At 70.6% G+C, this 23944-nt stretch carries 22 protein-coding genes and 1 pseudogene; 10 read left to right on the forward strand and 13 right to left on the reverse strand.

Going from position 1 to position 23944, the window contains the following annotated elements; translation table 11 throughout:
• Nucleotides 1-334 precede the first annotated feature (334 nt).
• Nucleotides 335-673 carry a transcriptional regulator WblA gene (gene wblA / locus ACIGDI_RS33260; RefSeq protein WP_058924101.1) on the forward strand — a complete coding sequence of 113 codons (339 nt, stop codon included), beginning with the start codon at nt 335-337 and terminating at the stop codon, nt 671-673.
• Nucleotides 674-687: 14 nt separating this feature from the next.
• Here the strand turns inward: wblA and ACIGDI_RS33265 are convergent, their stop codons facing one another.
• Nucleotides 688-2034 carry an ArsA family ATPase gene (locus ACIGDI_RS33265; protein WP_399904505.1) on the reverse strand — a complete coding sequence of 449 codons (1347 nt, stop codon included), beginning with the start codon at nt 2032-2034 and terminating at the stop codon, nt 688-690.
• A 58-nt stretch (nt 2035-2092) separates the two neighbouring features.
• Complete coding sequence (locus ACIGDI_RS33270) at nt 2093-3070, reverse strand: ArsA family ATPase (RefSeq protein WP_399904507.1); 978 nt, start codon at nt 3068-3070, stop codon at nt 2093-2095.
• 95 nt (nt 3071-3165) lie between these two features.
• Between ACIGDI_RS33270 and ACIGDI_RS33275 the strand changes: the two genes are divergently transcribed.
• Genes ACIGDI_RS33275 through ACIGDI_RS33290 form a run of 4 tightly spaced genes read left to right on the forward strand, consistent with a single transcriptional unit; the run spans nt 3166 to nt 5557 of the window.
• Complete coding sequence (locus ACIGDI_RS33275; RefSeq protein WP_019992579.1) at nt 3166-3324, forward strand: DUF4177 domain-containing protein; 159 nt, start codon at nt 3166-3168, stop codon at nt 3322-3324.
• Complete coding sequence (locus tag ACIGDI_RS33280) at nt 3324-3788, forward strand: RidA family protein (protein WP_142154086.1); 465 nt, start codon at nt 3324-3326, stop codon at nt 3786-3788. The genes ACIGDI_RS33275 and ACIGDI_RS33280 overlap by 1 nt, the downstream gene beginning before the upstream one ends.
• A gap of 60 nt (nt 3789-3848) precedes the next feature.
• Entirely contained in the window at nt 3849-4730 is an 882-nt protein-coding gene (locus ACIGDI_RS33285) for an NUDIX hydrolase (protein WP_399904512.1), read from the forward strand.
• Nucleotides 4727-5557: an MBL fold metallo-hydrolase gene (locus tag ACIGDI_RS33290; RefSeq protein WP_399904515.1), complete on the forward strand. Its 831-nt coding sequence runs from the start codon at nt 4727-4729 to the stop codon at nt 5555-5557. The genes ACIGDI_RS33285 and ACIGDI_RS33290 overlap by 4 nt, the downstream gene beginning before the upstream one ends.
• On the opposite strand, the gene ACIGDI_RS33295 is transcribed toward ACIGDI_RS33290, so the two are convergent.
• The gene (locus ACIGDI_RS33295) at nt 5554-6375 is read right to left on the reverse strand and encodes a nucleotidyltransferase (RefSeq protein ID WP_399904518.1); all 822 of its coding nucleotides are present in this window, start codon (nt 6373-6375) and stop codon (nt 5554-5556) included. The two genes, ACIGDI_RS33290 and ACIGDI_RS33295, sit on opposite strands and share 4 nt — an antisense overlap.
• A gap of 102 nt (nt 6376-6477) precedes the next feature.
• The gene (locus tag ACIGDI_RS33300) at nt 6478-7152 is read right to left on the reverse strand and encodes a Crp/Fnr family transcriptional regulator (protein ID WP_058924095.1); all 675 of its coding nucleotides are present in this window, start codon (nt 7150-7152) and stop codon (nt 6478-6480) included.
• A gap of 375 nt (nt 7153-7527) precedes the next feature.
• Here ACIGDI_RS33300 and nth point away from each other — a divergent pair, with 375 nt between their 5' ends.
• From nth to ACIGDI_RS33315, 3 genes are all read left to right on the forward strand, one after another.
• Nucleotides 7528-8517, forward strand: coding sequence for an endonuclease III (gene nth, locus ACIGDI_RS33305; RefSeq protein WP_399904580.1), 990 nt, complete (start codon nt 7528-7530; stop codon nt 8515-8517).
• Nucleotides 8518-8593: 76 nt separating this feature from the next.
• Complete coding sequence (locus ACIGDI_RS33310; RefSeq protein WP_142154097.1) at nt 8594-9289, forward strand: CoA pyrophosphatase; 696 nt, start codon at nt 8594-8596, stop codon at nt 9287-9289.
• A gap of 13 nt (nt 9290-9302) precedes the next feature.
• A complete protein-coding gene (locus ACIGDI_RS33315) occupies nt 9303-10502 on the forward strand; it encodes a MarP family serine protease (RefSeq protein WP_390629923.1) in 1200 nt (399 codons plus the stop codon).
• Between the two features lie 33 nt (nt 10503-10535).
• Here the strand turns inward: ACIGDI_RS33315 and ACIGDI_RS33320 are convergent, their stop codons facing one another.
• The 6 genes from ACIGDI_RS33320 to ACIGDI_RS33345 all read right to left on the reverse strand — a co-directional run bounded on the left by ACIGDI_RS33320 (nt 10536) and on the right by ACIGDI_RS33345 (nt 18515).
• The gene (locus ACIGDI_RS33320) at nt 10536-10718 is read right to left on the reverse strand and encodes a hypothetical protein (protein WP_234491007.1); all 183 of its coding nucleotides are present in this window, start codon (nt 10716-10718) and stop codon (nt 10536-10538) included.
• Between the two features lie 127 nt (nt 10719-10845).
• Nucleotides 10846-11799 carry an alpha/beta fold hydrolase gene (locus ACIGDI_RS33325; RefSeq protein WP_399904522.1) on the reverse strand — a complete coding sequence of 318 codons (954 nt, stop codon included), beginning with the start codon at nt 11797-11799 and terminating at the stop codon, nt 10846-10848.
• Nucleotides 11796-12290 (reverse strand): phage holin family protein, encoded by a 495-nt coding sequence (locus ACIGDI_RS33330; RefSeq protein ID WP_399904525.1) that lies wholly within the window; start codon nt 12288-12290, stop codon nt 11796-11798. Before ACIGDI_RS33330 ends, ACIGDI_RS33325 begins: the two co-directional genes overlap by 4 nt.
• Nucleotides 12291-12353: 63 nt before the next feature.
• Nucleotides 12354-13790: a Na+/H+ antiporter NhaA gene (nhaA, locus tag ACIGDI_RS33335; RefSeq protein ID WP_399904528.1), complete on the reverse strand. Its 1437-nt coding sequence runs from the start codon at nt 13788-13790 to the stop codon at nt 12354-12356.
• Nucleotides 13791-13937: 147 nt separating this feature from the next.
• The gene (gene acs, locus ACIGDI_RS33340) at nt 13938-15893 is read right to left on the reverse strand and encodes an acetate--CoA ligase (protein WP_399904530.1); all 1956 of its coding nucleotides are present in this window, start codon (nt 15891-15893) and stop codon (nt 13938-13940) included.
• A 228-nt stretch (nt 15894-16121) separates the two neighbouring features.
• A complete protein-coding gene (locus ACIGDI_RS33345) occupies nt 16122-18515 on the reverse strand; it encodes a bifunctional SulP family inorganic anion transporter/carbonic anhydrase (protein ID WP_399904532.1) in 2394 nt (797 codons plus the stop codon).
• 334 nt (nt 18516-18849) lie between these two features.
• Here ACIGDI_RS33345 and ACIGDI_RS33350 point away from each other — a divergent pair, with 334 nt between their 5' ends.
• Nucleotides 18850-20121: a hypothetical protein gene (locus ACIGDI_RS33350; RefSeq protein ID WP_399904534.1), complete on the forward strand. Its 1272-nt coding sequence runs from the start codon at nt 18850-18852 to the stop codon at nt 20119-20121.
• A 6-nt stretch (nt 20122-20127) separates the two neighbouring features.
• Here ACIGDI_RS33350 and ACIGDI_RS33355 read toward each other — a convergent pair whose 3' ends face one another.
• Nucleotides 20128-21108, reverse strand: a complete 981-nt coding sequence (locus ACIGDI_RS33355) for an ATP-binding protein (RefSeq protein ID WP_399904537.1) — start codon at nt 21106-21108, stop codon at nt 20128-20130.
• Nucleotides 21109-21209: 101 nt separating this feature from the next.
• Between ACIGDI_RS33355 and ACIGDI_RS33360 the strand changes: the two genes are divergently transcribed.
• Nucleotides 21210-22034 (forward strand): oxidoreductase, encoded by an 825-nt coding sequence (locus ACIGDI_RS33360; RefSeq protein ID WP_399904540.1) that lies wholly within the window; start codon nt 21210-21212, stop codon nt 22032-22034.
• 336 nt (nt 22035-22370) lie between these two features.
• Here the strand turns inward: ACIGDI_RS33360 and ACIGDI_RS33365 are convergent, their stop codons facing one another.
• Both ACIGDI_RS33365 and ACIGDI_RS33370 read right to left on the reverse strand, forming a co-directional pair.
• Nucleotides 22371-23204, reverse strand: a complete 834-nt coding sequence (locus ACIGDI_RS33365; protein ID WP_200701418.1) for an HAD family phosphatase — start codon at nt 23202-23204, stop codon at nt 22371-22373.
• 654 nt (nt 23205-23858) lie between these two features.
• Nucleotides 23859-23944, reverse strand: a pseudogene (locus tag ACIGDI_RS33370) (IS5/IS1182 family transposase); the annotation flags it as partial.

Below are 23944 nucleotides of genomic sequence, written 5' to 3' on the forward strand. Positions count from 1 at the left end.
AGCAGGGCCACGTATCAATACGTCCGGCGACCCCGAATCGTTCCGGAAGTTCCCCGAGTTTCTGTTGGGGGCGTGTCCGAATCCGCCTTCTGTGTCACCTGGCGTCCGTTGTGACTCAGTGGAACTGTCCCGCTTTGCCGGGAAGGTCACGCATGTTACCAGCTCACTCCCCCGGGTGATCTGCCGCTTACGCATAGTCCGTTCGGGCCATTCAAGATTGGGCCCGAAGGGGGTGTTGCGCTGTGCCCACCTTCCGTAACGTCCTCAACTGGCGGCGGTGAATATGCCGCTGCCGCCGTGGGGGAGCCTCGATTCGGGAGAGGACGGCGCCGGTATGGGCTGGGTAACCGACTGGAGTGCGCAGGCCGCCTGCCGCACTACCGATCCGGATGAACTGTTCGTTCAGGGAGCAGCGCAGAACAGGGCCAAGGCGGTGTGCACCGGATGTCCGGTACGCACTGAATGCCTGGCCGATGCGCTGGACAATCGCGTCGAGTTCGGCGTGTGGGGAGGCATGACGGAGCGGGAGCGCCGCGCACTGCTGCGCAGGCGACCCACCGTGACCTCCTGGCGCCGGCTCCTGGAGACGGCGCGTGTGGAGTACGAGCGGGGGGTGGGCATCCTGCCGCTCGACGACGACGAGGTCTACGAGAACTACGCGGCGGTGAGCTGAGGGCACCCCTCAGCTCAGTCGACGACGGAGTCGGGCAGCTCCGGCCGGTTGGCCGCGAGCCGGTCGCCGATGTCCCGCAGTCCCACGAGGTCGTGCACATCGCCGGGCAGCGCGGCCACTTCGGCCACCGCGACCTCGGGGTGGAGCGCCGTGAAGCGGTCACGCGTGCGCTGCTCGCGGGAGAGCAGTTGCATACGTTCCGCGTGCAGCTTCAGCAGGCCCGCGGCGAGACGGTCGACACCCTGGTCCTCGTCGTCCGGACCGGGGGAGTTGGCCCCGGACGCCGCGGACTCGGCGGGCTCGGATGCGGGAGATTCTGAACTGCCGTACGTGTCGGGAGAGTTACGAAGTCCAGCTTTCCCGCCGTCCTGATCGACAATGCGGGACTCCACAAGATTTTCCGCGGCGGCGAGGGCGCGCTCGGCCGACAACCGGTCGGCGCCGCTGCCATGGACCCGGTTGAGCACCAGACCGGCGAGCGGCATGTCCTCGGCCGCCAGCCGTTCCACGAAGTAAGCGGCCTCGCGCAGTGCGTCCCGCTCCGGGGCCGCCACCACCAGGAACGCCGTGCCCGGCGCCTGCAGCAGCTTGTACGTGGCGTCCGCGCGCGTACGGAAGCCGCCGAACATCGAGTCCATGGCCGCCACGAACGTCTGCACGTCCTTCAGCAGCTGACCGCCGAGCACCTTGCCCAGCGCGCCGGTCATCATCGACATCCCGACGTTCAGGAACTTCATCCCCGCCCGGCCGCCGACCTTGGCCGGCGCGAGCAGGACGCGGATCAGCTTGCCGTCCAGGAAGGACCCGAGCCGCTTCGGAGCGTCCAGGAAGTCCAGCGCCGAGCGGGAGGGCGGGGTGTCGACGACGATCAGGTCCCACTCGTCGCGTGCCCGCAACTGCCCCAGCTTCTCCATCGCCATGTACTCCTGCGTGCCGGCGAAGCCCGCGGAGAGCGACTGGTAGAAGGGGTTCGACAGGATCGCGGCCGCCCGCTCCCCGTCCGCGTGCGCCTCGACGATCTCGTCGAAGGTGCGCTTCATGTCCAGCATCATGGCGTGCAGTTCGCCGTCGCCCTCGACGCCCTTCACCCGGCGCGGGGTGTTGTCCAGCGAGTCGATGCCCATGGACTGGGCGAGCCGGCGGGCCGGGTCGATGGTCAGGACGACCACCTTCCGGCCGCGTTCGGCGGCCCTGAGGCCCAGCGCGGCGGCCGTCGTGGTCTTGCCCACACCGCCCGAGCCGCAGCACACCACGATCCGCGTCCTCGGGTCGTCGAGCAACGGGTCGACGTCGAGGACGCGCGCGGCGGAGAGGCGGTGCTGGCGCGGGCTCTCCTGGGCGCCTGCCGGGTCCGGACTCATGACATCCCCTGCTTCCGCATCGTGCTCCGGCTGTTGCGCTTGCGCGTCGTGCTCCGGCTCATGACAGGCCCTGCCCGCGCAGCTCGGCGGCCAGCTCGTACAGCCCCGCGAGGTCCATGCCCTCGGCGAGCAGCGGCAGTTCGTGCAGCGGCAGGCCCGTCTCGGCGAGCACCGAGCGCTGCTCGTGCTCCAGCGCGTACCGCTCGGCGTACTCATCGGCCTGCCGCAGCAGCGGGTCCACCAGCTTCTCGGCGTTCCCGCCCCGTCGCGCGCCGCCCAGCCCCGCCGCCGACAGTGCCTTGGCGACAGAGGAACGCGGCACGCTCCGTACGAGTTCCAGGTCCGTCCCGTCCAACACCTCGGGCCGCACCATGTTGACGATGATCCGGCCCACCGGGAGCTTGGCGGCGCGCAGTTCGGCGATCCCGTCCACGGTCTCCTGGACGGGCATCTCCTCCAGCAGCGCCACCAGGTGCACGGCCGTCTCCGCCGACTTCAGCACCCGCATCACGGCCTGCGCCTGATTGTGTATCGGCCCTATCTTCGCCAGGCCCGCCACCTCGTCGTTGACGTTCAGGAAACGGGTGATGCGGCCCGTGGGCGGTGCGTCCATGACGATGTAGTCGTAGGCGAACCGGCCGCTCTTGTCCCGCCTGCGCACCGCCTCGCAGGCCTTGCCGGTCAGGAGCACGTCCCTGAGGCCCGGCGCGATGGTGGTGGCGAAGTCGATCGCGCCGAGTTTCTTCAACGCTCTTCCGGCGCCTCCTAGTTTGTAGAACATCTGGAGGTAGTCCAGAAGGGCCAGTTCTGGATCGATGGCGAGGGCATACACCTCCCCGCCCCCTGGAGCGACGGCGATCTTCCGCTCCTCGTAGGGCAGCGCTTCGGTCTCGAAGAGCTGCGCGATGCCCTGGCGCCCCTCGACCTCGACGAGAAGCGTCCGCTTCCCCTCGGTCGCGAGGGCCAACGCGAGAGCGGCGGCGACCGTGGTCTTTCCGGTCCCGCCCTTGCCGCTGACGACCTGGAGCCTGCTCACGTATTCGAGCCTAACCAGTCGCCGTGCGGATCACGCGACAGCCTGTGGACAACTCGGCGACGGATGGTGGCCGGGCAACGGCTAGAGTCGGCCACATGACCAAGTGGGAATACGCAACCGTGCCTCTGCTCGTCCATGCCACGAAGCAGATCCTGGACACCTGGGGCGAGGACGGCTGGGAGCTCGTCCAGGTCGTGCCCGGGCCGAACAACCCCGAGCAGCTGGTGGCCTACCTGAAGCGGGAGAAGCCGTAATGGGCGCCGTCGAGGCCAGGCTGGCCGAACTCGGCCTCACGCTGCCGGAGGTCGTCCCGCCGCTCGCCGCCTACCAGCCGGCCGTTCAGTCGGGCGTGTACGTCTACACCTCCGGCCAGCTCCCGATGGTCGAGGGCAAGCTTCCGGTCACCGGCAAGGTCGGTGCCGAGGTCACGGCCGAGGAGGCCAAGGACCTGGCCCGCACCTGCGCCCTGAACGCCCTGGCCGCCGTCAAGTCGGTCGCCGGCGACCTGGACCGCATCGCGCGCGTGGTGAAGGTCGTCGGCTTCGTCGCCTCGGCGGCCGACTTCACCGGCCAGCCCGGCGTGATCAACGGGGCCAGCGAGCTGCTCGGCGCGGTCCTCGGCGACAAGGGCGTGCACGCCCGCAGCGCCGTCGGCGTGGCGGTGCTGCCGCTGGACGCGCCCGTGGAGGTCGAGGTCCAGGTCGAGCTGGTGCCGTAGCCACCGCTCTGACCTCGGGGACCTCTCGAACATTCGCGCACCACGGGATAGCCTCCGGCCATGGCGAATGGGCAGTGGTTTCCGCAGGACTGGCCGGACCGCATCCGCGCGCTCGCGGAGGGCACGCTCACTCCGGTGGTGCCCAAGCGCGCGGCCACCGTCATGCTCCTGAAGGACACCGACGGCGGTCCCGTCGTCCACATGCTGCGCAGACGCGCCTCCATGGCCTTCGCCGGAGGCGCGTACGCGTATCCGGGCGGTGGCGTCGACCCGCGCGACGACGAGCACCACGTCCGCTGGGCGGGCCCCACGCGCGCGTGGTGGGCCGAGCGGCTCGGCGTCGACGAGCGGACGGCCCAGGCCATCGTGTGTGCGGCCGTCCGGGAGACGTACGAGGAGGCGGGCGTCCTGCTCGCCGGGCCGACGGCCGACTCCGTGGTCGGCGACACCACGGGCGAGGACTGGGAGGCGGATCGAGCGGCGCTGGTCGCGCGCGACTTCTCCTTCGCCGAGTTCCTCGACCGCCGCGGCCTGGTGCTGCGCTCGGACCTGCTCGGCGCCTGGGCGCGCTGGATCACCCCGGAGTTCGAGTCCCGCCGCTACGACACCTTCTTCTTCGTCGCGGCCCTCCCGCACGGCCAGCGCACCCGCAACGCCTCCACGGAGGCCGACCGCACGGTGTGGATCCGGCCCCAGGACGCGGCCGACGGCTACGACAAGGGCGAGCTGCTGATGATGCCGCCCACCATCGCCACGCTGCGCCGTCTCGCCCCGTTCGGCTCGGCCGCCGACGCGCTCGCAGCCGCCCCCGGCCAGGACATGACCGCCGTACTGGCACAGGCCCGTCTGGAGGACGGCCGGATCGTGCTGACCTGGCCCGGACACGACGAGTTCACCAAGCGCATCCCGACCGACCTTCCGACCGGTGGAGCCTCCGCATGACCGACGCAAGCACCCTCCCCGGCCGGCCCAGGGGCGGGGTCCTGACCGGTCCCGCCACGCCCCGGGCCGTCAACGTCCTGGCCCCCAACGCCTCGGCGATGACCCTCGACGGCACCAACACCTGGATCCTCGCCGAACCGGACTCCGACCTGGCGGTCGTCGTCGACCCCGGCCCGCTGGACGAGGGCCACCTGCGCGCGGTCGTCGACACGGCCGCGGGGGCAGGCAAGCGCATCGGCCTCACCCTCCTCACCCACGGCCACCCCGACCACGCGGAGGGCGCCGCCCGCTTCGCCGAGCTGACCGCCACGCGCGTGCGTGCCCTGGACCCGGCGCTGCGGCTGGGCGACGAGGGCCTTGCGGCCGGTGACGTGGTCGCCGTCGGCGGACTGGAGCTCAGGGTCGTACCCACCCCGGGCCACACCTCGGACTCCCTGTGCTTCCATCTGCCGGCCGACCGGGCCGTCCTGACCGGCGACACCGTCCTGGGGCGCGGTACGACGGTCGTGGCGCACCCCGACGGCCGGCTGGGCGACTACCTGGACTCGCTGCGCCGGCTGCGCTCGCTGACGGTCGACGACGGGGTCCACACCGTCCTGCCGGGCCACGGCCCCGTCCTGGAGGACGCCCAGGGCGCCGTCGAGTTCTACCTGGCCCACCGCGCCCACCGCCTCGCCCAGGTCGAGACGGCCGTCGAGGACGGCTACCGCACCCCGTCCCAGGTCGTCGCACACGTCTACGCGGACGTGGACCGGTCGCTGTGGCCGGCCGCCGAACTGTCGGTGCGGGCACAGATGGACTACCTGGAGGAGCACGGGCTGATCTAGTCCGTACGGGGGGATTTCACGCCGTGCACGCGCGTGTACTCGTCGGCGAGCCACGGTCCGAGGTCGTCGACGTAGGAGCGCAGCACGGCGAGGTCGCCGGTCGGTTCACGGCCGCGTACGGCGGCCGCACGCATCTGCCCGGCCCGCTGCGGGTAGTACGCGCCGAAGATCTCGGCCATGTCCGCCAGATCGCTCGTCCAGCCGTTCCAGCGGGGCATGACCAGCGTGAACCCGGTGCGCACGAGATGGCGCGACATGAAGCGCACCAGGGGCCGCAGGGCCGTCTCGGTGCCGTCGGCGGCCGCGACCCGCTCGCGCCAGCGGGGAAGGAGCAGCGCGAGGTCGCCGTTGGTCTCGCGGGCGAGCCGGGAGTCGGGCCGGTAGCGCGGCAGGTACTCGGCGAGGTCGTCCCCGAGCAGCGGGGTGCACAGACAGGCCACGAACCACCCGAGGTCGTACGTCTCGGCATCGCTCAGCAGGCGCGATCGGCCGTAGAGGAGCGTGCCCACCCCGTCGATCTGCGGGAACTCCGCGTCGAGCGCTTCACCCAGAGCCCGTACGGCGTCCCGGTCCGCGTCGGCCGGCTCCTCGCGCAGGGCGAACAGCAGATCCAGGTCGCTGCGCCCCACGCGCGCGGTGCCGCGCGGAATCGACCCGTAGAGGTACGCGCTGTGCAGCCGGGCGCCGAGGACGTGCAGCAGCCGGTCACGGGCCGCGGCGACCACGGGGAGGAAGGCGTGCGGAACGCGGCCCAGGGAGCCTTCGCGCTCGATGCAGCCCTGCGGGTCGAGCCCCTTGGAGAGCACCTTTTCGGCCATGGAGGCAGTGAAGCAGCCCGTGAGGCGTTCGAGGACGAGGCCGCTCGGGCCGAACGGGGGTCCGTGGGCGGAGCCCCCGGCCGGCCCGGCCGGGACCGAACGTCAGCGGGACCGCTTCGCCAGCCGCTCGACGTCCAGCAGGATCACCGCACGCGCCTCCAGGCGGAGCCAGCCCCGCTGCGCGAAGTCGGCCAGCGCCTTGTTGACCGTCTCCCGGGACGCGCCGACCAGCTGGGCCAGCTCCTCCTGGGTGAGGTCGTGGACGACGTGGATGCCCTCCTCGGACTGCACGCCGAAGCGCCGCGAGAGGTCCAGCAGGGCGCGGGCGACACGGCCGGGGACGTCCGAGAAGACCAGGTCGGACATCTGGTCGTTGGTCTTGCGCAGACGCCGCGCGACGGCGCGCAGCAGGGCGCCGGCCACCTCCGGGCGGACGTTCAGCCAGGGCTGGAGGTCGCCGTGGCCGAGACCGAGCAGCTTGACCTCGGTCAGCGCGGTGGCCGTGGCGGTGCGCGGGCCCGGGTCGAACAGCGACAGCTCGCCGATCAGTTCGCCGGGGCCGACGACGGCGAGCATGTTCTCGCGGCCGTCGGGGGAGGTGCGGTGCAGCTTGACCTTGCCCTCGGTGACCACGTAGAGCCGGTCACCGGGGTCGCCTTCGTGGAAGAGCGAGTCGCCGCGCGCGAGGGTCACCTCACTCATGGAGGCGCGGAGCTCCGCGGCCTGCTCGTCGTCGAGCGCCGCGAAGAGCGGGTTCCGCCGCAGAACGTCGTCCACGAGTTCTCTCCTTGTCGACCTGCTCAGGGGATCTTGCTCCCCCTTGGTACCAGGGGACCGTGTTCCCCATCTTGCCGGACGGTCCAAACAGTGTGATCTGTCACAAGGATGCCGCACTGGTGTCCCGAGGTAAGCGGCAGGGGTCCAATTGGGGGCCGATCTTTTGGGTCCGGGGCGGATGTCAGTGGCGGGCTCTAGGCTGGCCGGGTGTCCAAATCGCCGGTGAGAGCACAGGCCAAGGGGGCTGGACGGGTGGCTGCACGTCGTGATTCCGCTGTGGGCGAACAAGACCCCGGCGGCGGAAGGAAACCGGCAAAAGAGACAGGGACTGTGGCGGGCGGTAAGGCTGTGGCGAAGAAGGCGACCGCGGCGAAGGTGACCGCGAAGAAGACGGCTGCGAAGAAGGTGACGGCGGCGAAGGCGACCGCGGCGAAGGCGACCGCGAAGAAGACGGCTGTGAAAAAGACGACGGGGAACCAGACGGCCGTGAAGAAGACCGCAGCCGTCAAGAAGGCGACCGTCGCCCCGAAGAAGGCCTCCGCCGCCGTCAGGGGCGCCCCCGCCGCCAAGGCCGTCGCGAAGCCGCCCAAGGGCGAGTCGCAGACCGCGCTCGTGCGCCGCGCCCGCCGCATCAACCGCGAACTCGCCGAGGTCTACCCGTACGCCCACCCGGAGTTGGACTTCGAAAACCCCTTCCAGCTCGTCGTCGCCACCGTTCTGTCGGCCCAGACAACCGACCTGAGGGTCAATCAGACGACCCCGGCGCTCTTCGCCAAGTACCCCACCCCCGAGGACCTGGCCGCCGCCAACCCCGAGGAGGTCGAGGAGATCCTCCGCCCGACCGGCTTCTTCCGGGCCAAGACCAAGTCGGTGACAGGGCTTTCGAAGGCGTTGGTGGAGCAGTTCGGCGGTGAGGTCCCCGGCAGGCTGGAGGACCTCGTCAAGCTGCCCGGCGTCGGCCGCAAGACCGCCTTCGTCGTGCTCGGCAACGCCTTCGGACGCCCCGGCATCACCGTGGACACGCACTTCCAGCGGCTCGTGCGGCGCTGGCAGTGGACCGCGGAGACCGATCCGGACAAGATCGAGGCCGCCGTGGGAGCGCTCTTCCCGAAGAGCGAGTGGACCGACCTCTCGCACCACGTCATCTGGCACGGCCGCCGCATCTGCCACGCCCGCAAGCCCGCCTGCGGCGCCTGCCCCATCGCCCCGCTCTGCCCGGCCTACGGCGAGGGCGAGACGGACCCCGAGAAGGCCAGGAAGCTCCTGAAGTACGAGAAGGGCGGCTTCCCGGGCCAGCGCCTCAACCCGCCGCAGGCCTACCTGGACGCCGGCGGCAGGGCGGCGCCGCCGCTGGGTGCCGGATGACGGACCGGACACACCGGCGCGAGGAACGATCAAGGGCCTGCCGCGCGTTGGAACGGGCAGGACGACGGGGGTGGCGATGACACGAGCGAGCGATACGCAGGGCGGGCCGGTGACACTCAGCAAGGAGGGCCTGCCCGACTGGCTCGGCCCGGTGGTGCGGGCCGTGGAGACGGTGCAGCCGCTGCAGCTCAGCCGCTTCCTGCCGCCCGAGGACGGCGCCGGCCGGCAGTCGGCGGTGCTCGTCCTGTTCGGCGAGGGCGAGCGCGGGCCCGAGCTGCTGCTCATGGAGCGGGCGGGCTCCCTCAGGTCGCACGCCGGACAGCCGTCCTTCCCCGGCGGCGCCCTCGACCCCGAGGACGGCGACCCGCACACCGACGGGCCCCTGCGGGCCGCTCTGCGCGAGGCCGAGGAGGAGACCGGACTCGACCCGTCCGGCGTGCAGCTCTTCGGCGTGCTGCCCAAGCTCTACATCCCGGTCAGCGGCTTCGTGGTGACACCGGTGATGGGGTGGTGGCGCGAGCCGAGCCCGGTCGCCGCGGTCGATCCGAACGAGACGGCGAGGGTCTTCACCGTCCCCGTGGCGGATCTCACGGATCCGGCCAACCGAGCCACCACGGTCCACCCCAGCGGGCACCGAGGTCCGGCATTCCTGGTCGAATCGGCCCTCGTATGGGGCTTCACGGCCGGGATCATCGACCGTCTGCTGCACTACTCCGGCTGGGAGCGCCCCTGGGACCGGGAGAAGCAGGTCCCGCTCGACTGGCGGTCATGACAGGGTGTCCACCGTGAATGTGCTGGACATCCTGTTGCTGGTCGCCGCCGTGTGGTTCGCGATCGTCGGCTATCGCCAGGGCTTCGTCGTCGGCATCCTGTCGGTGATCGGCTTCCTGGGCGGCGGTCTCGTCGCCGTTTACACACTGCCCGTCATCTGGGACGCGCTGACCGACAACGCCGAGGTGAGCACCACCGCCGCCGTGGTCGCGGTCGTCGTCGTGATCGTCTGCGCCTCCGTCGGGCAGGCCCTCACCACCCACCTCGGCAACAAGCTGCGCCGGTACATCACCTGGTCCCCGGCCCGCGCCCTGGACGCCACCGGCGGCGCCCTCGTCAACGTCGTCGCGATGCTCCTGGTGGCCTGGCTGATCGGCTCCGCCCTCGCCGGCACGACCCTGCCGACGCTCGGCAAGGAGGTGCGCAGCTCCAAGGTGCTCCTCGGGGTCTCCCGGGCGCTGCCGAACCAGGCCGACACCTGGTTCGCCGACTTCTCCTCGGTCCTCGCGCAGAACGGCTTCCCGCAGGTCTTCAGCCCGTTCTCGAACGAGCCGATCACCGACGTCCGGCCCCCGGACCCGGCCCTCGCCAACAGTCCCGTGGCCACGCGCGCGAAGAACTCCATCGTCAAGGTCATGGGCACCGCCACGAGCTGCGGCAAGGTCCTGGAGGGCTCCGGCTTCGTCTTCGGCGACCGCCGCGTCATGACCAACGCGCACGTGGTCGGCGGCGTCGACGAGCCCACCGTCCAGATAGGCGGCGAGGGCAGGAAGTACGACGCCACGGTCGTCCTCTACGACTGGCACCGCGACATCGCCGTACTCGACGTGCCCGACCTCAAGGCACCCGCCCTGAAGTTCTCGGCGACCGACGCCAGGAGCGGCGACGGCGCGATCATCGCGGGCTTCCCCGAGAACGGCTCGTACGACGTCCGCGCCGCACGCGTGCGTGGCCGCATCCCGGCCAACGGCCCGGACATCTACCACCGCGGCACCGTGCGCCGGGACGTGTACTCGCTGTACGCGACCGTCCGTCAGGGCAACTCCGGCGGACCGCTGCTCACCCCTCAGGGAGAGGTGTACGGCGTGGTGTTCGCGAAGTCCCTGGACGACGCCGACACCGGCTACGCGCTCACCGCGGACGAGATCCAGAAGGACATCGCCCAGGGGCGCAGCGCGAACCAGCAGGTCGACAGCGACAGTTGCGCGCTGTAGACGCCGTACGGGAACCCGGTGAAGGAAGGGGCGTCAGCCGCGCGGATGACGCAGGCGTACCGAGACCCAGCGGGCCCGGCGACGCAGGATGCGCGGAATGCCCACGCGGAGGTCCGTACCCTGCATCTGCGGGGTGCCTCCTCGCTGGTGGGGGCTCAAGCCGGTGGCCGAGCGGCGATTGCGTGCGGCGTCACTGTAGTCGTGCGTCCAGCCCATACCCCGACGTCTGCCCCTGCCCCAAGGTCGATAACCGCCCCCACGGCCCCCAATTGGCCTATGCGCCGGGCAATTGGCTGTTCGTAGGACAGGTGTTCAGGTCCGGATACCGGGCGCGACGAAGCGGTCACCGATCGGGCTCGGGATCCTTGAGCCAGTTGATCAGCTCGGTCGAGAAGGCGCCGGGATCCTCCTCGTGCGGGAAGTGCCCGAGCCCGTCGAACAGCCGCCAGCGGTAGGGCGCTTCGACGTACTCGCCGGAGCCGGCCGCGCTGCGCGTGCGCATCACCGGGTCCAGCGAGCCGTGCAGATGCAGGGTCGGCACCCGCAGCGGCCGCTTCATCCGGCGGTTGAACTGGATGCCGTCCGGCCGCGCCAGGGAGCGCACCATCCATCGGTAGGGCTCCACCGAGCAGTGGGCCGTGGACGGGATGCACATGGCGCGCCGGTAGGTGTCCAGGGTCTCGTCGTCCGGCTGGTTGGGGCCGGACCACTCCCGGATCAGCTCGGCCACCTGAGCCCCGTCGTCGGCGGTGAGCTGCCGCTCGGGGATCCAGGGGCGCTGGAACCCCCAGATGTAGGAACCGGCGCGCGTCTGCTTGACGTCGGTGAGCATCGCCGAGCGCCAGCGCCGCGGATGCGGCATGGACGTGACGGCGAGGCGCCGTACCAGCTTCGGGCGCATCACCGCGGCCGTCCACGCCAGGTATCCGCCCAGGTCGTGGCCGACCAGCGCGGCGTCCGGCTCGCCGAGGGAGCGGACGACGCCGGTGATGTCGAGGACGAGGTTCGTCGGGTCGTACCCGCGCGGGGTGCGGTCGCTGCCGCCGACGCCCCGCAGGTCCATGGCGACGGCCCGGAAGCCCGCGTCGGCCAGCGCGGTCAGCTGGTGCCGCCAGGTCCACCAGAACTGCGGGAAGCCGTGCAGCAGCAGCACCAGCGGGCCGTCCCCGGCCTCGGCGATGTGGAAGCGGGCGCCGTTCGCGGCGACGTCGCGATGCGTCACCTTCGTCCCGTCGGGGAGGGCGTCCGGCCGTACGACCGAGGTGGGTTGCGCCGATGGTGTGGCGGGATCCGTCATGAGGACGAGCGTGCCACAGCCTCGATGGCCGCGGGGGCGCGGTCCTCGATCGCCGGGTGCTCCGGCCGCGGGTGCGGCTTGGCGTTCTGCAGCACGCCCGCGGTCTCCTTCATGGACGCGGCGACCTTCTGCGGGCCCTGGCTCTTCTTCGCCTTCTTGGCGAAGGTCACGCCGATGAGCGCGAGCACGGCTGCGACCAGCACGTTCGCCGCGAACGACAGCAGGAAGCAGATGGCGAGATTCCAGTCGCTCCAGGTGCGGATCCCGTATGCCAGCGCGAAGTTCAGCATCGGCAGCGAGAACACCAGGACCGCGCCGGCCCCGGTGAACGCGCCGCCGCTCGTCGCGCCGCGCTTGACGTCCTGCTTGAGCTGCGCCTTGGCCAGCGCGATCTCGTCGTGCACCAGCGCTGACAATTCGGTCGTCGCCGAGGCGAACAGCTGGCCGATGCTGCGTTCGGCGCCGACCGGGCTGCCGTCGGGTGCGCTCATCGCGATCTCCCTCTTCTGCGTACCGTCTCTGTTCCCACGGAACTTTTGTACCGTCCCGTCAGATCATGCCGGACGGCCGTCCTCATCGCCTGCCCCGCCCGGCACTTGGGCAACCGCGCGTCGCTCGGCGGCCTTCTCCTCGGCGATCCGGCGGTGCTCGGCGGCCTTCTTGTCGTAGATCGCCGCCATCCGCAGGTGGTACGCCGGGTCGTCCTCCTCGTAGATGTCCGGGATGCCGTCGGCGTCCTCGTCCCGCTCCTCGGCCTCGCACAGCCTGCGGTACTTGGCGTTGCGGATCTTCAGCAGCACGGTCGCCAGGGTCGCCGCGATGAGGGACCCGGCCAGTACGGCGGCTTTGACCTCGTCGGTCAGTACGGCGTTGCCGTCGAAGGCCAGCTCCCCGATGAGCAGCGACACGGTGAAGCCGATGCCGGCCAGCGTGGCCACCGCGAACACGTCCGCCCATTCGAGATCCTCGCTCAGCGAGGCCCTGGTGAAACGTGCCGTCAGCCAGGTGCCGCCGAAGATCCCGACCGCCTTGCCGACCACGAGCCCGAGCACCACGCCCAGCGTCTCCGGCTTGGTGAACACATCGCCCAGCGCCCCGCCCGAGACGACGACACCCGCGCTGAACAGTGCGAACAGGGGGACGGCGAGGCCCGCCGAGAGGGGGCGCACCAGGTGTTCGATCCGCTCGCCGGGGGACTGCGCCTCGCCCTCGTGGCGGTGGCAGCGCAGCATCAGGCCCATGGCGACGCCCGCGATGGTGGCGTGGACCCCGCTGTTGTACATCAGCCCCCAGATGACGAGCGCCAGGGGGACGTACACGTACCAGCCGCGCACGCCCTTCCTCAGCAGCAGCCAGAAGACCGCGAGCCCCACGAGGGCGCCGCCGAGCGCGGCGAAGTCGATGGAGCTGGTGAAGAAGACGGCGATGATCAGGATCGCGAAGAGGTCGTCGACGACGGCGAGGGTGAGCAGGAAGGCGCGCAGGGCGCTCGGCAGGGATGTGCCGATGACGGCGAGCACCGCGAGCGCGAAGGCGATGTCGGTGGCGGTCGGCACGGCCCAGCCCTGGAGGGAGCCGCCGCCGGTGATGTTGGTGAGGGTGTAGACGAGCGCCGGTACGGCCATGCCGCACAGGGCCGCGACGACCGGCAGGGCGGCGGCCTTGGGGTCGCGCAGGTCACCGGCGACGAGCTCGCGTTTGAGCTCGATGCCGGCCACGAAGAAGAAGACCGCGAGGAGGCCGTCGGCGGCCCAGTGGGCGACCGAGAGGTGCAGCCCGAAGATGCCGGGGCCGAAGTGGAAGTGGCTGACGCTCTCGTAACTGTCGTGCAGCGCGGGGATGTTCGCCCAGATCAGTGCCGTGACCGCGGCCGCGAGCAGCAGTACGCCACCGACGGTCTCGGTGCGCAGCGCGTCCGCGACGTAGGTCCGCTCGGGCAGGGAGAGGCGTCCGAGGACCTTGCGGGGGGTGCTGCTGCGGGCGGCGGACACGGGGAGACCTCCGGTCGGATGGCAGGGCAGTGCTCTTTGCCGACCAGACTTCCCGGCACACCTGGAGGATCACGTTTGCTTTGTTTAGTTTACCTAATAGGGGCGTCCGGCGCGCTGTGCCGGACGCCCCTACCGGGACGAAGGCCCTCAGTCCTCGCTGGGCGCCGCCGGCAGCTTCGACTGGATGAGGTCCATGACGGTGGAGTCCGTCAGCGTGGTCACGTCACCGAGCTGGCGGTTCTCTGCGACGTCGCGCAGCAGGCGGCGCATGATCTTGCCGGAGCGGGTCTTGGGCAGCTCGGCCACCGGCAGGATCCGCTTGGGCTTGGCGATCGGGCCGAGCGTGGAGCCGACGTGGTTGCGCAGCTCGGCGATGAGGTCCTCGGTCTCGGCCGCGGTGCCGCGCAGGATGACGAAGGCCACGATCGCCTGTCCGGTGGTCTCGTCCGTCGCGCCGACGACGGCCGCCTCGGCGACCGACGGGTGGGACACCAGCGCCGACTCCACCTCGGTGGTGGAGATGTTGTGCCCGGACACGAGCATCACGTCGTCGACCCGGCCCAGCAGCCAGATGTCGCCGTCGTCGTCCTTCTTCGCGCCGTCGCCGGCGAAGTACTTGCCCTCGAAGCGGGACCAGTAGGTGTCGATGAAGCGCTGGTCGTCGCCCCAGATGGTGCGCAGCATCGACGGCCACGGCTCGGTCAGCACCAGGTAGCCACCGCCGCCGTTCGGCACCTCGTTCGCCTCGTCGTCGACGACGGTGGCGGAGATGCCGGGCAGCGGGGTCTGCGCGGAGCCGGGCTTGGCGGCCGTGACGCCCGGCAGCGGCGAGATCATCATCGCGCCGGTCTCGGTCTGCCACCAGGTGTCCACGACCGGCGTCCGGTCGGCGCCGATGTTCTTCCGGTACCAGATCCAGGCCTCTGGGTTGATCGGCTCACCGACGGACCCCAGGACCCGCAGGCTGGACAGGTCGAACTTCGCGGGGATGTCGTCGCCCCACTTCATGAACGTGCGGATCGCGGTCGGCGCCGTGTACAGGATCGTCACGCCGTACTTCTGCACGATCTCCCAGAAGCGGCCCTGGTGCGGGGTGTCCGGGGTGCCCTCGTACATGACCTGCGTGGCGCCGTTGGCGAGCGGCCCGTAGACGATGTAGGAGTGCCCGGTGACCCAGCCGACGTCGGCCGTGCACCAGTACACGTCCGTCTCCGGCTTGAGGTCGAAGACGGCGTGGTGGGTGTAGGCCGTCTGGGTCAGGTAGCCGCCGGAGGTGTGCAGGATGCCCTTCGGCTTACCCGTCGTACCGGACGTGTACAGGATGAACAGCGGGTGCTCGGCGTCGAAGGGCTCCGGCGTGTGCTCGGCCGACTGGCGGTCGACGATCTCGTGCCACCACACGTCCCGGCCCTCGCTCCAGGCGACCTCCTGCCCGGTACGGCGGACCACGAGCACGTGCTCGACGTTGCCGGCCTTGCCGACCGCCTCGTCCACGGCCGGCTTCAGCGCCGACGGCTTGCCGCGCCGGTAGCCGCCGTCGGAGGTGATGACGACGCGCGCGTCGGCGTCCTGGATGCGGGTGGCGAGGGCGTCGGCGGAGAAGCCGCCGAAGACCACCGAGTGCGCGGCGCCGATCCGGGCGCACGCCAGCATCGCGACCGCCGTCTCGGGGATCATCGGCATGTAGATCGCGACCCGGTCGCCGGCCTGGACTCCCAGCTCCAGCAGGGCGTTGGCGGCCTTGCTCACCTCGTCCTTGAGCTCGGCGTAGGTGACGGCGCGGCCGTCGCCCGGCTCGCCCTCGAAGTGGATGGCGACCCGGTCGCCGTTGCCGGCCTCGACATGGCGGTCGACGCAGTTGTAGGCGACGTTGAGCGCGCCGTCCTTGAACCACTTGGCGAACGGCGGGTTCGACCAGTCCAGCGTCTCGGTCGGCTCCTTGGCCCAGGCCAGCCGGCGGGCCTGCTCGGCCCAGAAGCCGAGCCTGTCAGCCTTGGCCTGTTCGTACGCCTCCGCCGTGACATTGGCGTTGGCTGCCAGGTCGGCGGGGGGCTCGAACCTGCGCTCTTCCTTGAGCAGGTTGGCCAGGCTCTCGTTGCTCACGGCATCTGCCTTTCCCAGGGTGTCCGTTGTGTCCCAGGCCACAGCTCATCAGACCCGAGGGGCCGATGACAAGGGTCGTCCGATAATTGGTTTAGACCTGTCATGGGGTGCCGGTCGGGTCGGCTCGGTTGCCGTGGCCTGGGGTCATTCGTACCCACGGAGGCCGACCGGGCGGGGTTCAGCGGTGTAACGCCCTTCACACCGGCCCGGTCGTCGCCGTCGCGGCGGTCACGAGGTCACATCGGCCACCCCCACATGGCCGAACACCTGCTCCTCCCGCGCCCCCGTCAGCAGATAGGCCTGTGCCTCGCCCACGTGGAAGTACATCCCGTGCAGCTCCAGCGTCCCCTCCCGCAGGGCTCGCGCCACCGACTCGTGTGCGCTCAGGTGCTCCAGTTGCTGGACCACGTTGGTCAGGCACAGTTGCTCCACCGCGTCGGCGGGCGCCCGGCCCGCCAGCCGGGCCCAGGGCCGGTCGGCGTCGGCCATGCGCTCCAGGCTCGGCAGTCCGTTGCGCAGCCATCGCTCCAGCGGCGTCCGCGCACGCCCGGGCTCGGCGTCGAGCAGCGCCTGCATCGCCCCGCACCCGGAGTGCCCGCATACGGTGACGGACCGCACCTTCAGTACGTCCACCGCGTACTCGATGGCCGCCGCCACCGAGTCGTCGCCGCTCTCCTCGCCCGGCGGCGGCACGAGGTTGCCGACGTTGCGCACCACGAACAGGTCACCCGGACCGCTGGAGGTGATCATCGACGTGACCAGCCGGGAGTCCGCGCAGGTGAGGAAGAGCTGGGAGGGGCGCTGTCCCTCCCGGGCGAGCCTCGCCAGCTCGCCGCGCACCAGGGGTGCGGTGTTGTGCTGGAACGCGCTGATGCCGCGCGCCAGTTGGTGCCGGCTGCGGCCGGCCGCCGGGGCCGGGTGAGTGCCGGCCGGGGCGGGCCGGGGGTGCTCGCACTGGTGGTTGCGCCAGGGAGTCCAGGGGTGGCAGCGGCAGCCGACGGAGGCGGTCGCATCGCCGACGCCCGGCGTGGTCCCTGGCTCGGCGGCGCGGTCGGCCCCGGCGTCGGGGCCGCCGGTGCTCAGCCCTGCCCGGCGGCCGGTCAGTTCCACCGTGCCGCCCTGGCCCGTGTGGGTGTTCCGCCAGTCCTGCAAGGACTCGTACGCCGCGTGGTCCATGAAGGACCCGTCCAACTCCACGACGGCGTGGGCGCCTCGGGGTACGAGGTGCAGGGCCCGGCTGAGCCGGGGCACCGCGAGGAACGTCAACTGGCCCCGCACGCGTACGTGGTGGACTCCCTCCTGCTCGTCGTGGGTGATGCGGGTATGGGCGAGGCGCTGCATGGAGACGGCGACGGCCACGGCGATGCCGAGCAGCACGCCCTGGAGGACGCCGAAGACCACCACGCCGAGTGTGGTGACGGCGTACACCAGCACCTCTCGGTGGCGGGTCACCGTGCGGATGTGGTGCAGGGACACCATCTGGATGCCGACGGCCATCACCAGGGCGGCGAGCGAGGCCAGCGGGATGAGCTGCAGGAGCGGGACCAGCAGCAGCGCGGCGATCATTACGAGAACGCCGTGCAGCATCGTGGAGTTCCGGCTCACGGCGCCCGCGTTCACGTTCGCCGTACTCCGCACAGCCACTCCGGCGACCGGCAGTCCGCCGAGCGCGCCGGAGACGATGTTGGCGGCACCCTGCCCCAGCAGCTCGCGGTCGAGGTCGGAGCGTCCGGTCCGGGGCGTGGGTCCCGGCCGGGCGGCGGCGAGTTTGTCGACGGCGACGGCGCCGAGCAGTGACTGCACGCTGCAGACGAGGGTGGTGGTGAGGACGGCGGTCGCCAGGCCGAGCGCCGGGCCCTGGGGGAGTCCGGCCAGCGCATGGCTGCTCCAGGACGGCAGATCGACCCTGGGCAGGCGCAGGTCGGTGAGGGAGGCGGCCGTGGTGGCGCCGGTGACGGCGATCAGCGCGGCCGGGACGCGGCGCAGATGCCGTCCCGCCCGGCCGGGGATCCGGGGCCAGAGCAGCAGCAGGGCGAGGGTGAGCACGCTGACCGTCACCGCGGCCGGGTGCACGTTCGCCAGCTGGGCGGGCAGCGCGCGGACGTTGGCGAGGACGGAGCTCTGCGGGGTGCCGCCGAGGACGATGTGCAGCTGGGCGACGGCGATGGTGACGCCGATGCCGGCGAGCATGCCGTGCACGATGGCCGGGCTGACGGCGAGGGCGCCGCGGGCCACGCGCAGGCAGCCGAGGCCCAGTTGGGCGAGACCCGCCAGGACCGTGATGGCACAGGTCGTCCGCCAGCCGTAGCGGTGGATGAGGTCGGCGGTGACCACCGTGAGTCCGGCGGCGGGGCCGCTGACCTGGAGTGGGGAGCCGCCCAGCCGGCCGGCGACGAGTCCGCCGACCGCGGCGGCGACCAGGCCGGCCTGGAGCGGCGCGCCGGTGGCGAGGGCGATGCCGAGGGACAGGGGGAGAGCGATCAGAAAGACCGCGACGGACGCGGACACATCGGCACCGTCGATGTGGAAGCGGCGGTGCGGGGGCGTCGGTGGGCTGTGGGACTGGTTGGTGCGCTCGGGCCGAGTGGGGTCGGTGGCGCGGGTGGGTGCGCAGGCTGACATGTTTCCCGTCTCCTCCGGGGCAGCGGTCGCGGATCAGGTGGTCCCCGTCGATGGCGGGGCTCGGGTCGCGGCCGTGGGTCACGGCGTACAGCGGCGGGATGATTCAACGCTCGGTAAACGAATCGTAATTCAGAGTAAAGGTCGGGCATAGACTTTTCTGGCAAATGGAGCATTCAATCACTTGAATGGGTGAAGCGGTTATTTCATCGGCTTGTCGTACTAATTCCTTCTCGGGCCCGTGCGACCTTGGCGGCGCTGTCGGGCCTGCCCGGCACATCACCAGAGAACGCCCTTATCGGCGTTGGCCTGAGAGAAGGAAGAAGGTGGGCGGAACATGGCCGCCACCCAGAGGATCGCCGCGGGCGCCGTGATCGCCGCGGCGTGCGCCGCTTCACTCGCCGGTTGCGCGATCGGCTCCAACGGTTCCAAGACAGGTGCCGCCGGCCCGCTGAAGGCCAAGCCGGGCCAGGCCCCCAAGCACGCCCTCCGCCTGATCGGCGACGGCTCCACCTCTTACACCGGCGCCCAGCCGCACCTGCCCAGGCCCGAGCGTCTCAAGCCGGGCCAGAAGCCGCCGCAGTTCGTCGTCTTCTCCTGGGACGGCGCGGGCGAGGACAGCCAGAAACTGTTCTCCCACTTCCGCAAGGTGTCCAAGGCCAACCACGCGACGATGACGTACTTCCTCAGCGGCGTGTACATGCTGCCGGAGGACAAGCGGGACCTCTACCGGCCGCCGCAGCACTCGCCGGGCCGCTCCGACATCGGCTTCAACGACGAGAAGGGCATCGCCGACACCGTGAAGCAGCTGCGCCTGGCGTGGCTGGAGGGCAACGAGATCGGCACCCACTTCAACGGCCACTTCTGCGGCAAGAACGGCGGCGTCGGCGAGTGGTCGGTCGACGAGTGGAAGGACGAGATCGCCCAGGCGAAGCAGTTCGTGAAGTCCTGGAAGACCAACTCGGGGATGAAGAAGGCGGCTTCGCTGCCCTTCGACTACGACAAGGAACTCATCGGGGCGCGCACACCCTGCCTCGAGGGCCAGCAGAACTTCATGAAGGCCGCGAGCGAGCTCGGCTTCCGCTACGACACCAGCGGGGTGAACGAGCAGATCTGGCCGAAGAAGCGCTACGGCCTGTGGGACCTGTCCATGCAGCTCGTGCCGTTCCCCGGGCACCGCTACGAGCAGCTCACCATGGACTACAACTTCATGGTCAACCAGTCCGGCACCCGGACCCAGGGCGACCCCGCCAAGTTCGACTACTGGGGCGACCAGATGCGCGACGGCCTGCTCTCCGGCTTCCGCCGGGCCTACGACGGCAATCGCGCGCCCCTGGTCATCGGCAACCACTTCGAGTCCTGGAACGGCGGCACCTACATGCGGGCCGTCGACGAGGTCGTCGAGCAGGTGTGCAACAAGCCCGAGGTGCGCTGTGTGTCCTTCCACCAACTGGCCGACTGGCTGGACGCGCAGGACCCCCAGGTCCTGGCCAAGCTGCGCACCCTGAACGTCGGCGAGGCCCCGAAGCAGGGCTGGGAGTCCTTCCTGGCGGGCCACCCCGCCCCGGCACCGAAGGGCGTGCCGGGGGCGCCGGCCGCCAAGCGGTAGCCCCCGTCAGGCGGGGGCGACGACGCCCTCGCCCAGCACGAAGGCGGGGTCGACCTGCGCCGCCAGGTCGGCCCCCGTGCGGGCGTTGCCCCACGCGTCGGCGTTCTTCAGATGGAAGTGCACCATCTGGCGCGTGTAGCGCTCCCCGTCGCGCAGCTCGTACGTCGCGTCCGCGGCGACCCGCAGGACGCGCAGGGCGCGGCGGTTGACGTCCTCCAGGAGCTCGAACCGGGGCGGGCGGCCCTTCTCCATGGCGCGCACCCAGTCGGAGTGTCCGAAGGTCCCCAGCAGGTCGTCCCCCACCTCGGCACGCAGGAAGTCGAGGTCGTCCTGGCCCTGCACCTTGTTGCCGACGACTTTCAGGACGACGCCGTAGTCCCGGGCGTACTCCTTGTACTGGCGATAGACGGAGATTCCCTTCCGGGTCGGTTCGGCGACGAGGAACGTGATGTCGAAACGGGTGAACATGCCGGAGGCGAAGGAGTCCGAGCCCGCCGTCATGTCCACCACGACGTACTCGCCGCGCCCGTCCACGAGGTGGTTCAGGCACAGCTCCACCGCTCCCGTCTTGGAGTGGTAGCAGGCGACCCCCAGGTCGGCGTCGGTGAAGGGGCCGGTGACCATCAAACGGACGGCGCCGCCGTCGAGTTCCACCGGCCGGGCGCAGGCGTCGTAGACCGGGTTGTCCTCGCAGACCCGCAGCAGCCGTGAGCCCTCGCCGGGCGGGGTGGTCTTGATCATCGTCTCGGCGGAGGCGATACGCGGGTTGGAGCCGCGCAGATACTCCTTGATCAGCGGCAGCCGGTCGCCCATCGAGGGCAGTGCGGCGGCCTCCGCCTCGTCGAGGCCGAGCGCGGCGCCCAGGTGCTGGTTGATGTCGGCGTCGACCGCGAGGACCGGCGCGCCGGCGGCCGCGAGGTGGCGGATGAACAGGGAGGACAGCGTCGTCTTGCCGCTGCCGCCCTTCCCGACGAAAGCAATTTTCATGTTCACGAAGAGTAGTCGGCTGATAGCTGTAAGTGGCATGCGTGCGTGAAGAAGACCACTCGTTCGTGGGGTTCGCCCCCGGAATGGCTAGTGTCGTACTCATGAGTACGACAGGCGCTACCGCCGATCCGCTCGCCGCCCTGGGCTCGCTGCCCGGCGTGGCCGAGTCAGTGGAGTCCGTGCGCAAAGCCGTGGACCGGGTCTACGGGCACCGGGTCATGCGGCGCCGCAGCAACGAGATCACCTCCGAGGCGGCCCTGCGCGGCGCCCGCGGCTCGGCGGCGCTGTCCGGCGCCGACTGGGCGCTGGAGGAGGTGCGCCGGCGGACCGACTTCAGCGGTGACGACGACGCGCGCGTGATGGGCGCGGCGCTCAGGCTCACCGCCGAGGCGGGGCAGCTGCTGTCCATCTGGCGGCAGTCACCCCTGCGGGTGCTGGCCCGGCTGCACATGGTGGCCGCGGCGACCGACGGCGACCAGGTGGGACGCCCGCGGCAGGCGGGCGAGCCCGTCGACGAGCCGCTGATCGAGTTGCCGCTGCCGGGCGCGGACGAGGTGCACGGCCGACTGGAGGGCCTCGCCGAACTCGTCATCGCGGGCAGTTCCGCCCCCGCCCTGGTGACGGCCGCCGTCGTCCATGGCGAACTCCTCGCGCTGCGCCCCTTCGCCTCGCACAACGGCCTCGTCGCGCGCACGGCCGAGCGCATCGTCCTGGTGGGCAGCGGTCTGGACCCGAAGTCCGTCTGCCCCGCCGAGGTCGGCCACGCCGAACTGGGCCGTGCGGCCTACCTGGCGGCACTCGACGGGTACGTCTCCGGCACCCCGGACGGCATGGCCGCCTGGATCGCGCACTGCGGCAAGGCGGTCGGACTGGGCGCCCGGGAGTCGACGGCCGTGTGCGAGGCGCTGCAGCGCGGGGCGGCGTAGAAAAGGCGCCGGAACATCCGGAAAAGGGTTGCGGCGGTACGAGTAATTCGTACCGCCGCTGGCATGTCCACCGGGTTACCAAGCGTCCTCGATATGTTGCCCATCAGGTCGGGAACTTTGCCCGTCCCTGGTGCGGCTGGCCCGTAATCGACGGGTCGACGTCGCGTGGGTGCTCGGTGTTCATGCTCGGTCCGTGGGGCCAAATGCGTTATTAAGGTGATCCTCTCGGATGTCCTTGGTCTCGCGGGCCGTTAACCCCTTTGTACTCCAGGACCGGAGGAAGCGAAACCCCTGCCTACGCTTCTTTACTTTTACCCTCAAACAGGGCCAAATGGGTCACATGGCGGCCGTTCGGCGTCTGCTCGCGTACCAGACGAGGCCGGCGGTCGCGGCCGCCGCACCTATCGCGGCGGCCGCGACGAGGGCCGGACGGGGCGGCACGGAGAACGTGGGGATCCGCTGCTTCAGCCGCACCGGGCGGTGGAAGTCGAGAATCGGCCACCCGCGCGCGAGGGCCTCGCGGCGCAGCGCGCGGTCCGGGTTCACGGCGTGCGGGTGGCCGACCGACTGCAGCATCGGCAGGTCGGTCGCGGAGTCGCTGTAGGCGTAGCAGCGCTCCAGGTCGTACCCGTCGGACACGGCCAGTTCCCTGACCGCCTCCGCCTTGGTGGGGCCGTACGCGTAGTACTCCACCTCGCCCGTGTAGCAACCGTCGTCCCCCACGACCATGCGGGTCGCGACCACGCGGTCCGCGCCGAGCAACTCGCCGATGGGCTCGACGACTTCGGCGCCCGAGGTCGACACGATGACGACGTCGCGGCCGGCGGTGTGGTGCTCCTCGATGAGGGAGGCGGCCTCGTCGTAGATGATCGGGTCGATCAGGTCGTGCAGGGTCTCGGCGACGATCTCCTTGACCTGCTGGACGTTCCAGCCGCGGCACATGGCGGAGAGGTACTCCCGCATGCGCTCCATCTGGTCGTGGTCGGCGCCGCCCAGGAGGAAGACGAACTGGGCATATGCGGTGCGCAGGGCGGCGCGGCGGTTGATCAGGCCGCCTTGGTAGAAGGACTTGCCGAACGTGAGCGTGCTCGACTTCGCAATGACCGTCTTGTCCAGGTCAAAGAAGGCCGCTGTGCGGGGCAACGACTGGTTTTCCACAACCCTGAGCATAGGGGGAGCCCATTCGGCGTAAGGTGGGCGCGTGGGTTTGCCTGAGAGGGCTCTCGGGTACACCATGGAAGTCACGGATCGTTCGCGACCGTGCTAACCCGGTCCGGCTCCTCCCCCCCCGAGTCGGCCGTGGAGACGACCCCCGCTCTCCCCCCCGGCGGGGGTCGTCGCATGTCCGGGTGGGTTTTTCCTTTATTGAGGTGGTTGTACCGCCGCGTCGAGGCGGTTGCGACCGCCTCTTTTGCATGTCCATGATCCGTCACCCTGTGTAGCCGCAGGGCTCCTCTGCGGAAATCGCGCGGGAGTCGGTACGGGACTCACGGGTATGGGGGATGGCGATATTCACAACCGCTGAGTTGTCCACAGTTATCGACCAAGATCCACACGATTTCCCGCATCGCTGCACCGTGATTCCAGCGCGTCCCGCTCGGACCGAGTTCATGACCGGTTCCGCTTTGTCGGGCGGCTACGGCCGGTTTCTGCCGGCCGTGCATAAGGAGGCCGGTTGCCGGTTTCTTCACGCGTTTGGGAATCGCGGGGCCACAGGGGCCGCGCGAGAGAAGCAGCGAAGGGGGATGGAGACCGTGGCCGGAGCCGTCACTCACGAACCGCCGCCCGCCGCCTCGGGGCGGCAGGCCGGACCACTGAGCGTTTTCAGCGTTGCCTCTCCAGGGTGAGGACGGCTGCGGCGATGACCGTCATGCGGTTGGGGCTGCAGCGGGCCCGGCGGAAGATGCGCC

Origin of the sequence: Streptomyces sp. NPDC085900, assembly GCF_044540925.1 — a bacterium.
GTDB lineage: Bacteria > Actinomycetota > Actinomycetes > Streptomycetales > Streptomycetaceae > Streptomyces > Streptomyces gilvifuscus.

Excerpts from the sequence above, each read along its gene's own strand:
- wblA (WP_058924101.1), top strand. The coding sequence starts at position 335 with ATGGGCTGGGTAACCGACTGGAGTGCGCAGGCCGCCTGCCGCACTACC.
- ACIGDI_RS33265 (WP_399904505.1), bottom strand. The coding sequence starts at position 2,034 with ATGAGTCCGGACCCGGCAGGCGCCCAGGAGAGCCCGCGCCAGCACCGC.
- ACIGDI_RS33275 (WP_019992579.1), top strand. The coding sequence starts at position 3,166 with ATGACCAAGTGGGAATACGCAACCGTGCCTCTGCTCGTCCATGCCACG.
- ACIGDI_RS33280 (WP_142154086.1), top strand. The coding sequence starts at position 3,324 with ATGGGCGCCGTCGAGGCCAGGCTGGCCGAACTCGGCCTCACGCTGCCG.
- ACIGDI_RS33285 (WP_399904512.1), top strand. The coding sequence starts at position 3,849 with ATGGCGAATGGGCAGTGGTTTCCGCAGGACTGGCCGGACCGCATCCGC.
- ACIGDI_RS33290 (WP_399904515.1), top strand. The coding sequence starts at position 4,727 with ATGACCGACGCAAGCACCCTCCCCGGCCGGCCCAGGGGCGGGGTCCTG.
- ACIGDI_RS33295 (WP_399904518.1), bottom strand. The coding sequence starts at position 6,375 with ATGGCCGAAAAGGTGCTCTCCAAGGGGCTCGACCCGCAGGGCTGCATC.
- ACIGDI_RS33310 (WP_142154097.1), top strand. The coding sequence starts at position 8,594 with ATGACACGAGCGAGCGATACGCAGGGCGGGCCGGTGACACTCAGCAAG.
- ACIGDI_RS33320 (WP_234491007.1), bottom strand. The coding sequence starts at position 10,718 with ATGGGCTGGACGCACGACTACAGTGACGCCGCACGCAATCGCCGCTCG.
- ACIGDI_RS33325 (WP_399904522.1), bottom strand. The coding sequence starts at position 11,799 with ATGACGGATCCCGCCACACCATCGGCGCAACCCACCTCGGTCGTACGG.
- ACIGDI_RS33330 (WP_399904525.1), bottom strand. The coding sequence starts at position 12,290 with ATGAGCGCACCCGACGGCAGCCCGGTCGGCGCCGAACGCAGCATCGGC.
- ACIGDI_RS33345 (WP_399904532.1), bottom strand. The coding sequence starts at position 18,515 with ATGTCAGCCTGCGCACCCACCCGCGCCACCGACCCCACTCGGCCCGAG.
- ACIGDI_RS33350 (WP_399904534.1), top strand. The coding sequence starts at position 18,850 with ATGGCCGCCACCCAGAGGATCGCCGCGGGCGCCGTGATCGCCGCGGCG.
- ACIGDI_RS33355 (WP_399904537.1), bottom strand. The coding sequence starts at position 21,108 with ATGAAAATTGCTTTCGTCGGGAAGGGCGGCAGCGGCAAGACGACGCTG.
- ACIGDI_RS33360 (WP_399904540.1), top strand. The coding sequence starts at position 21,210 with ATGAGTACGACAGGCGCTACCGCCGATCCGCTCGCCGCCCTGGGCTCG.
- ACIGDI_RS33365 (WP_200701418.1), bottom strand. The coding sequence starts at position 23,204 with ATGCTCAGGGTTGTGGAAAACCAGTCGTTGCCCCGCACAGCGGCCTTC.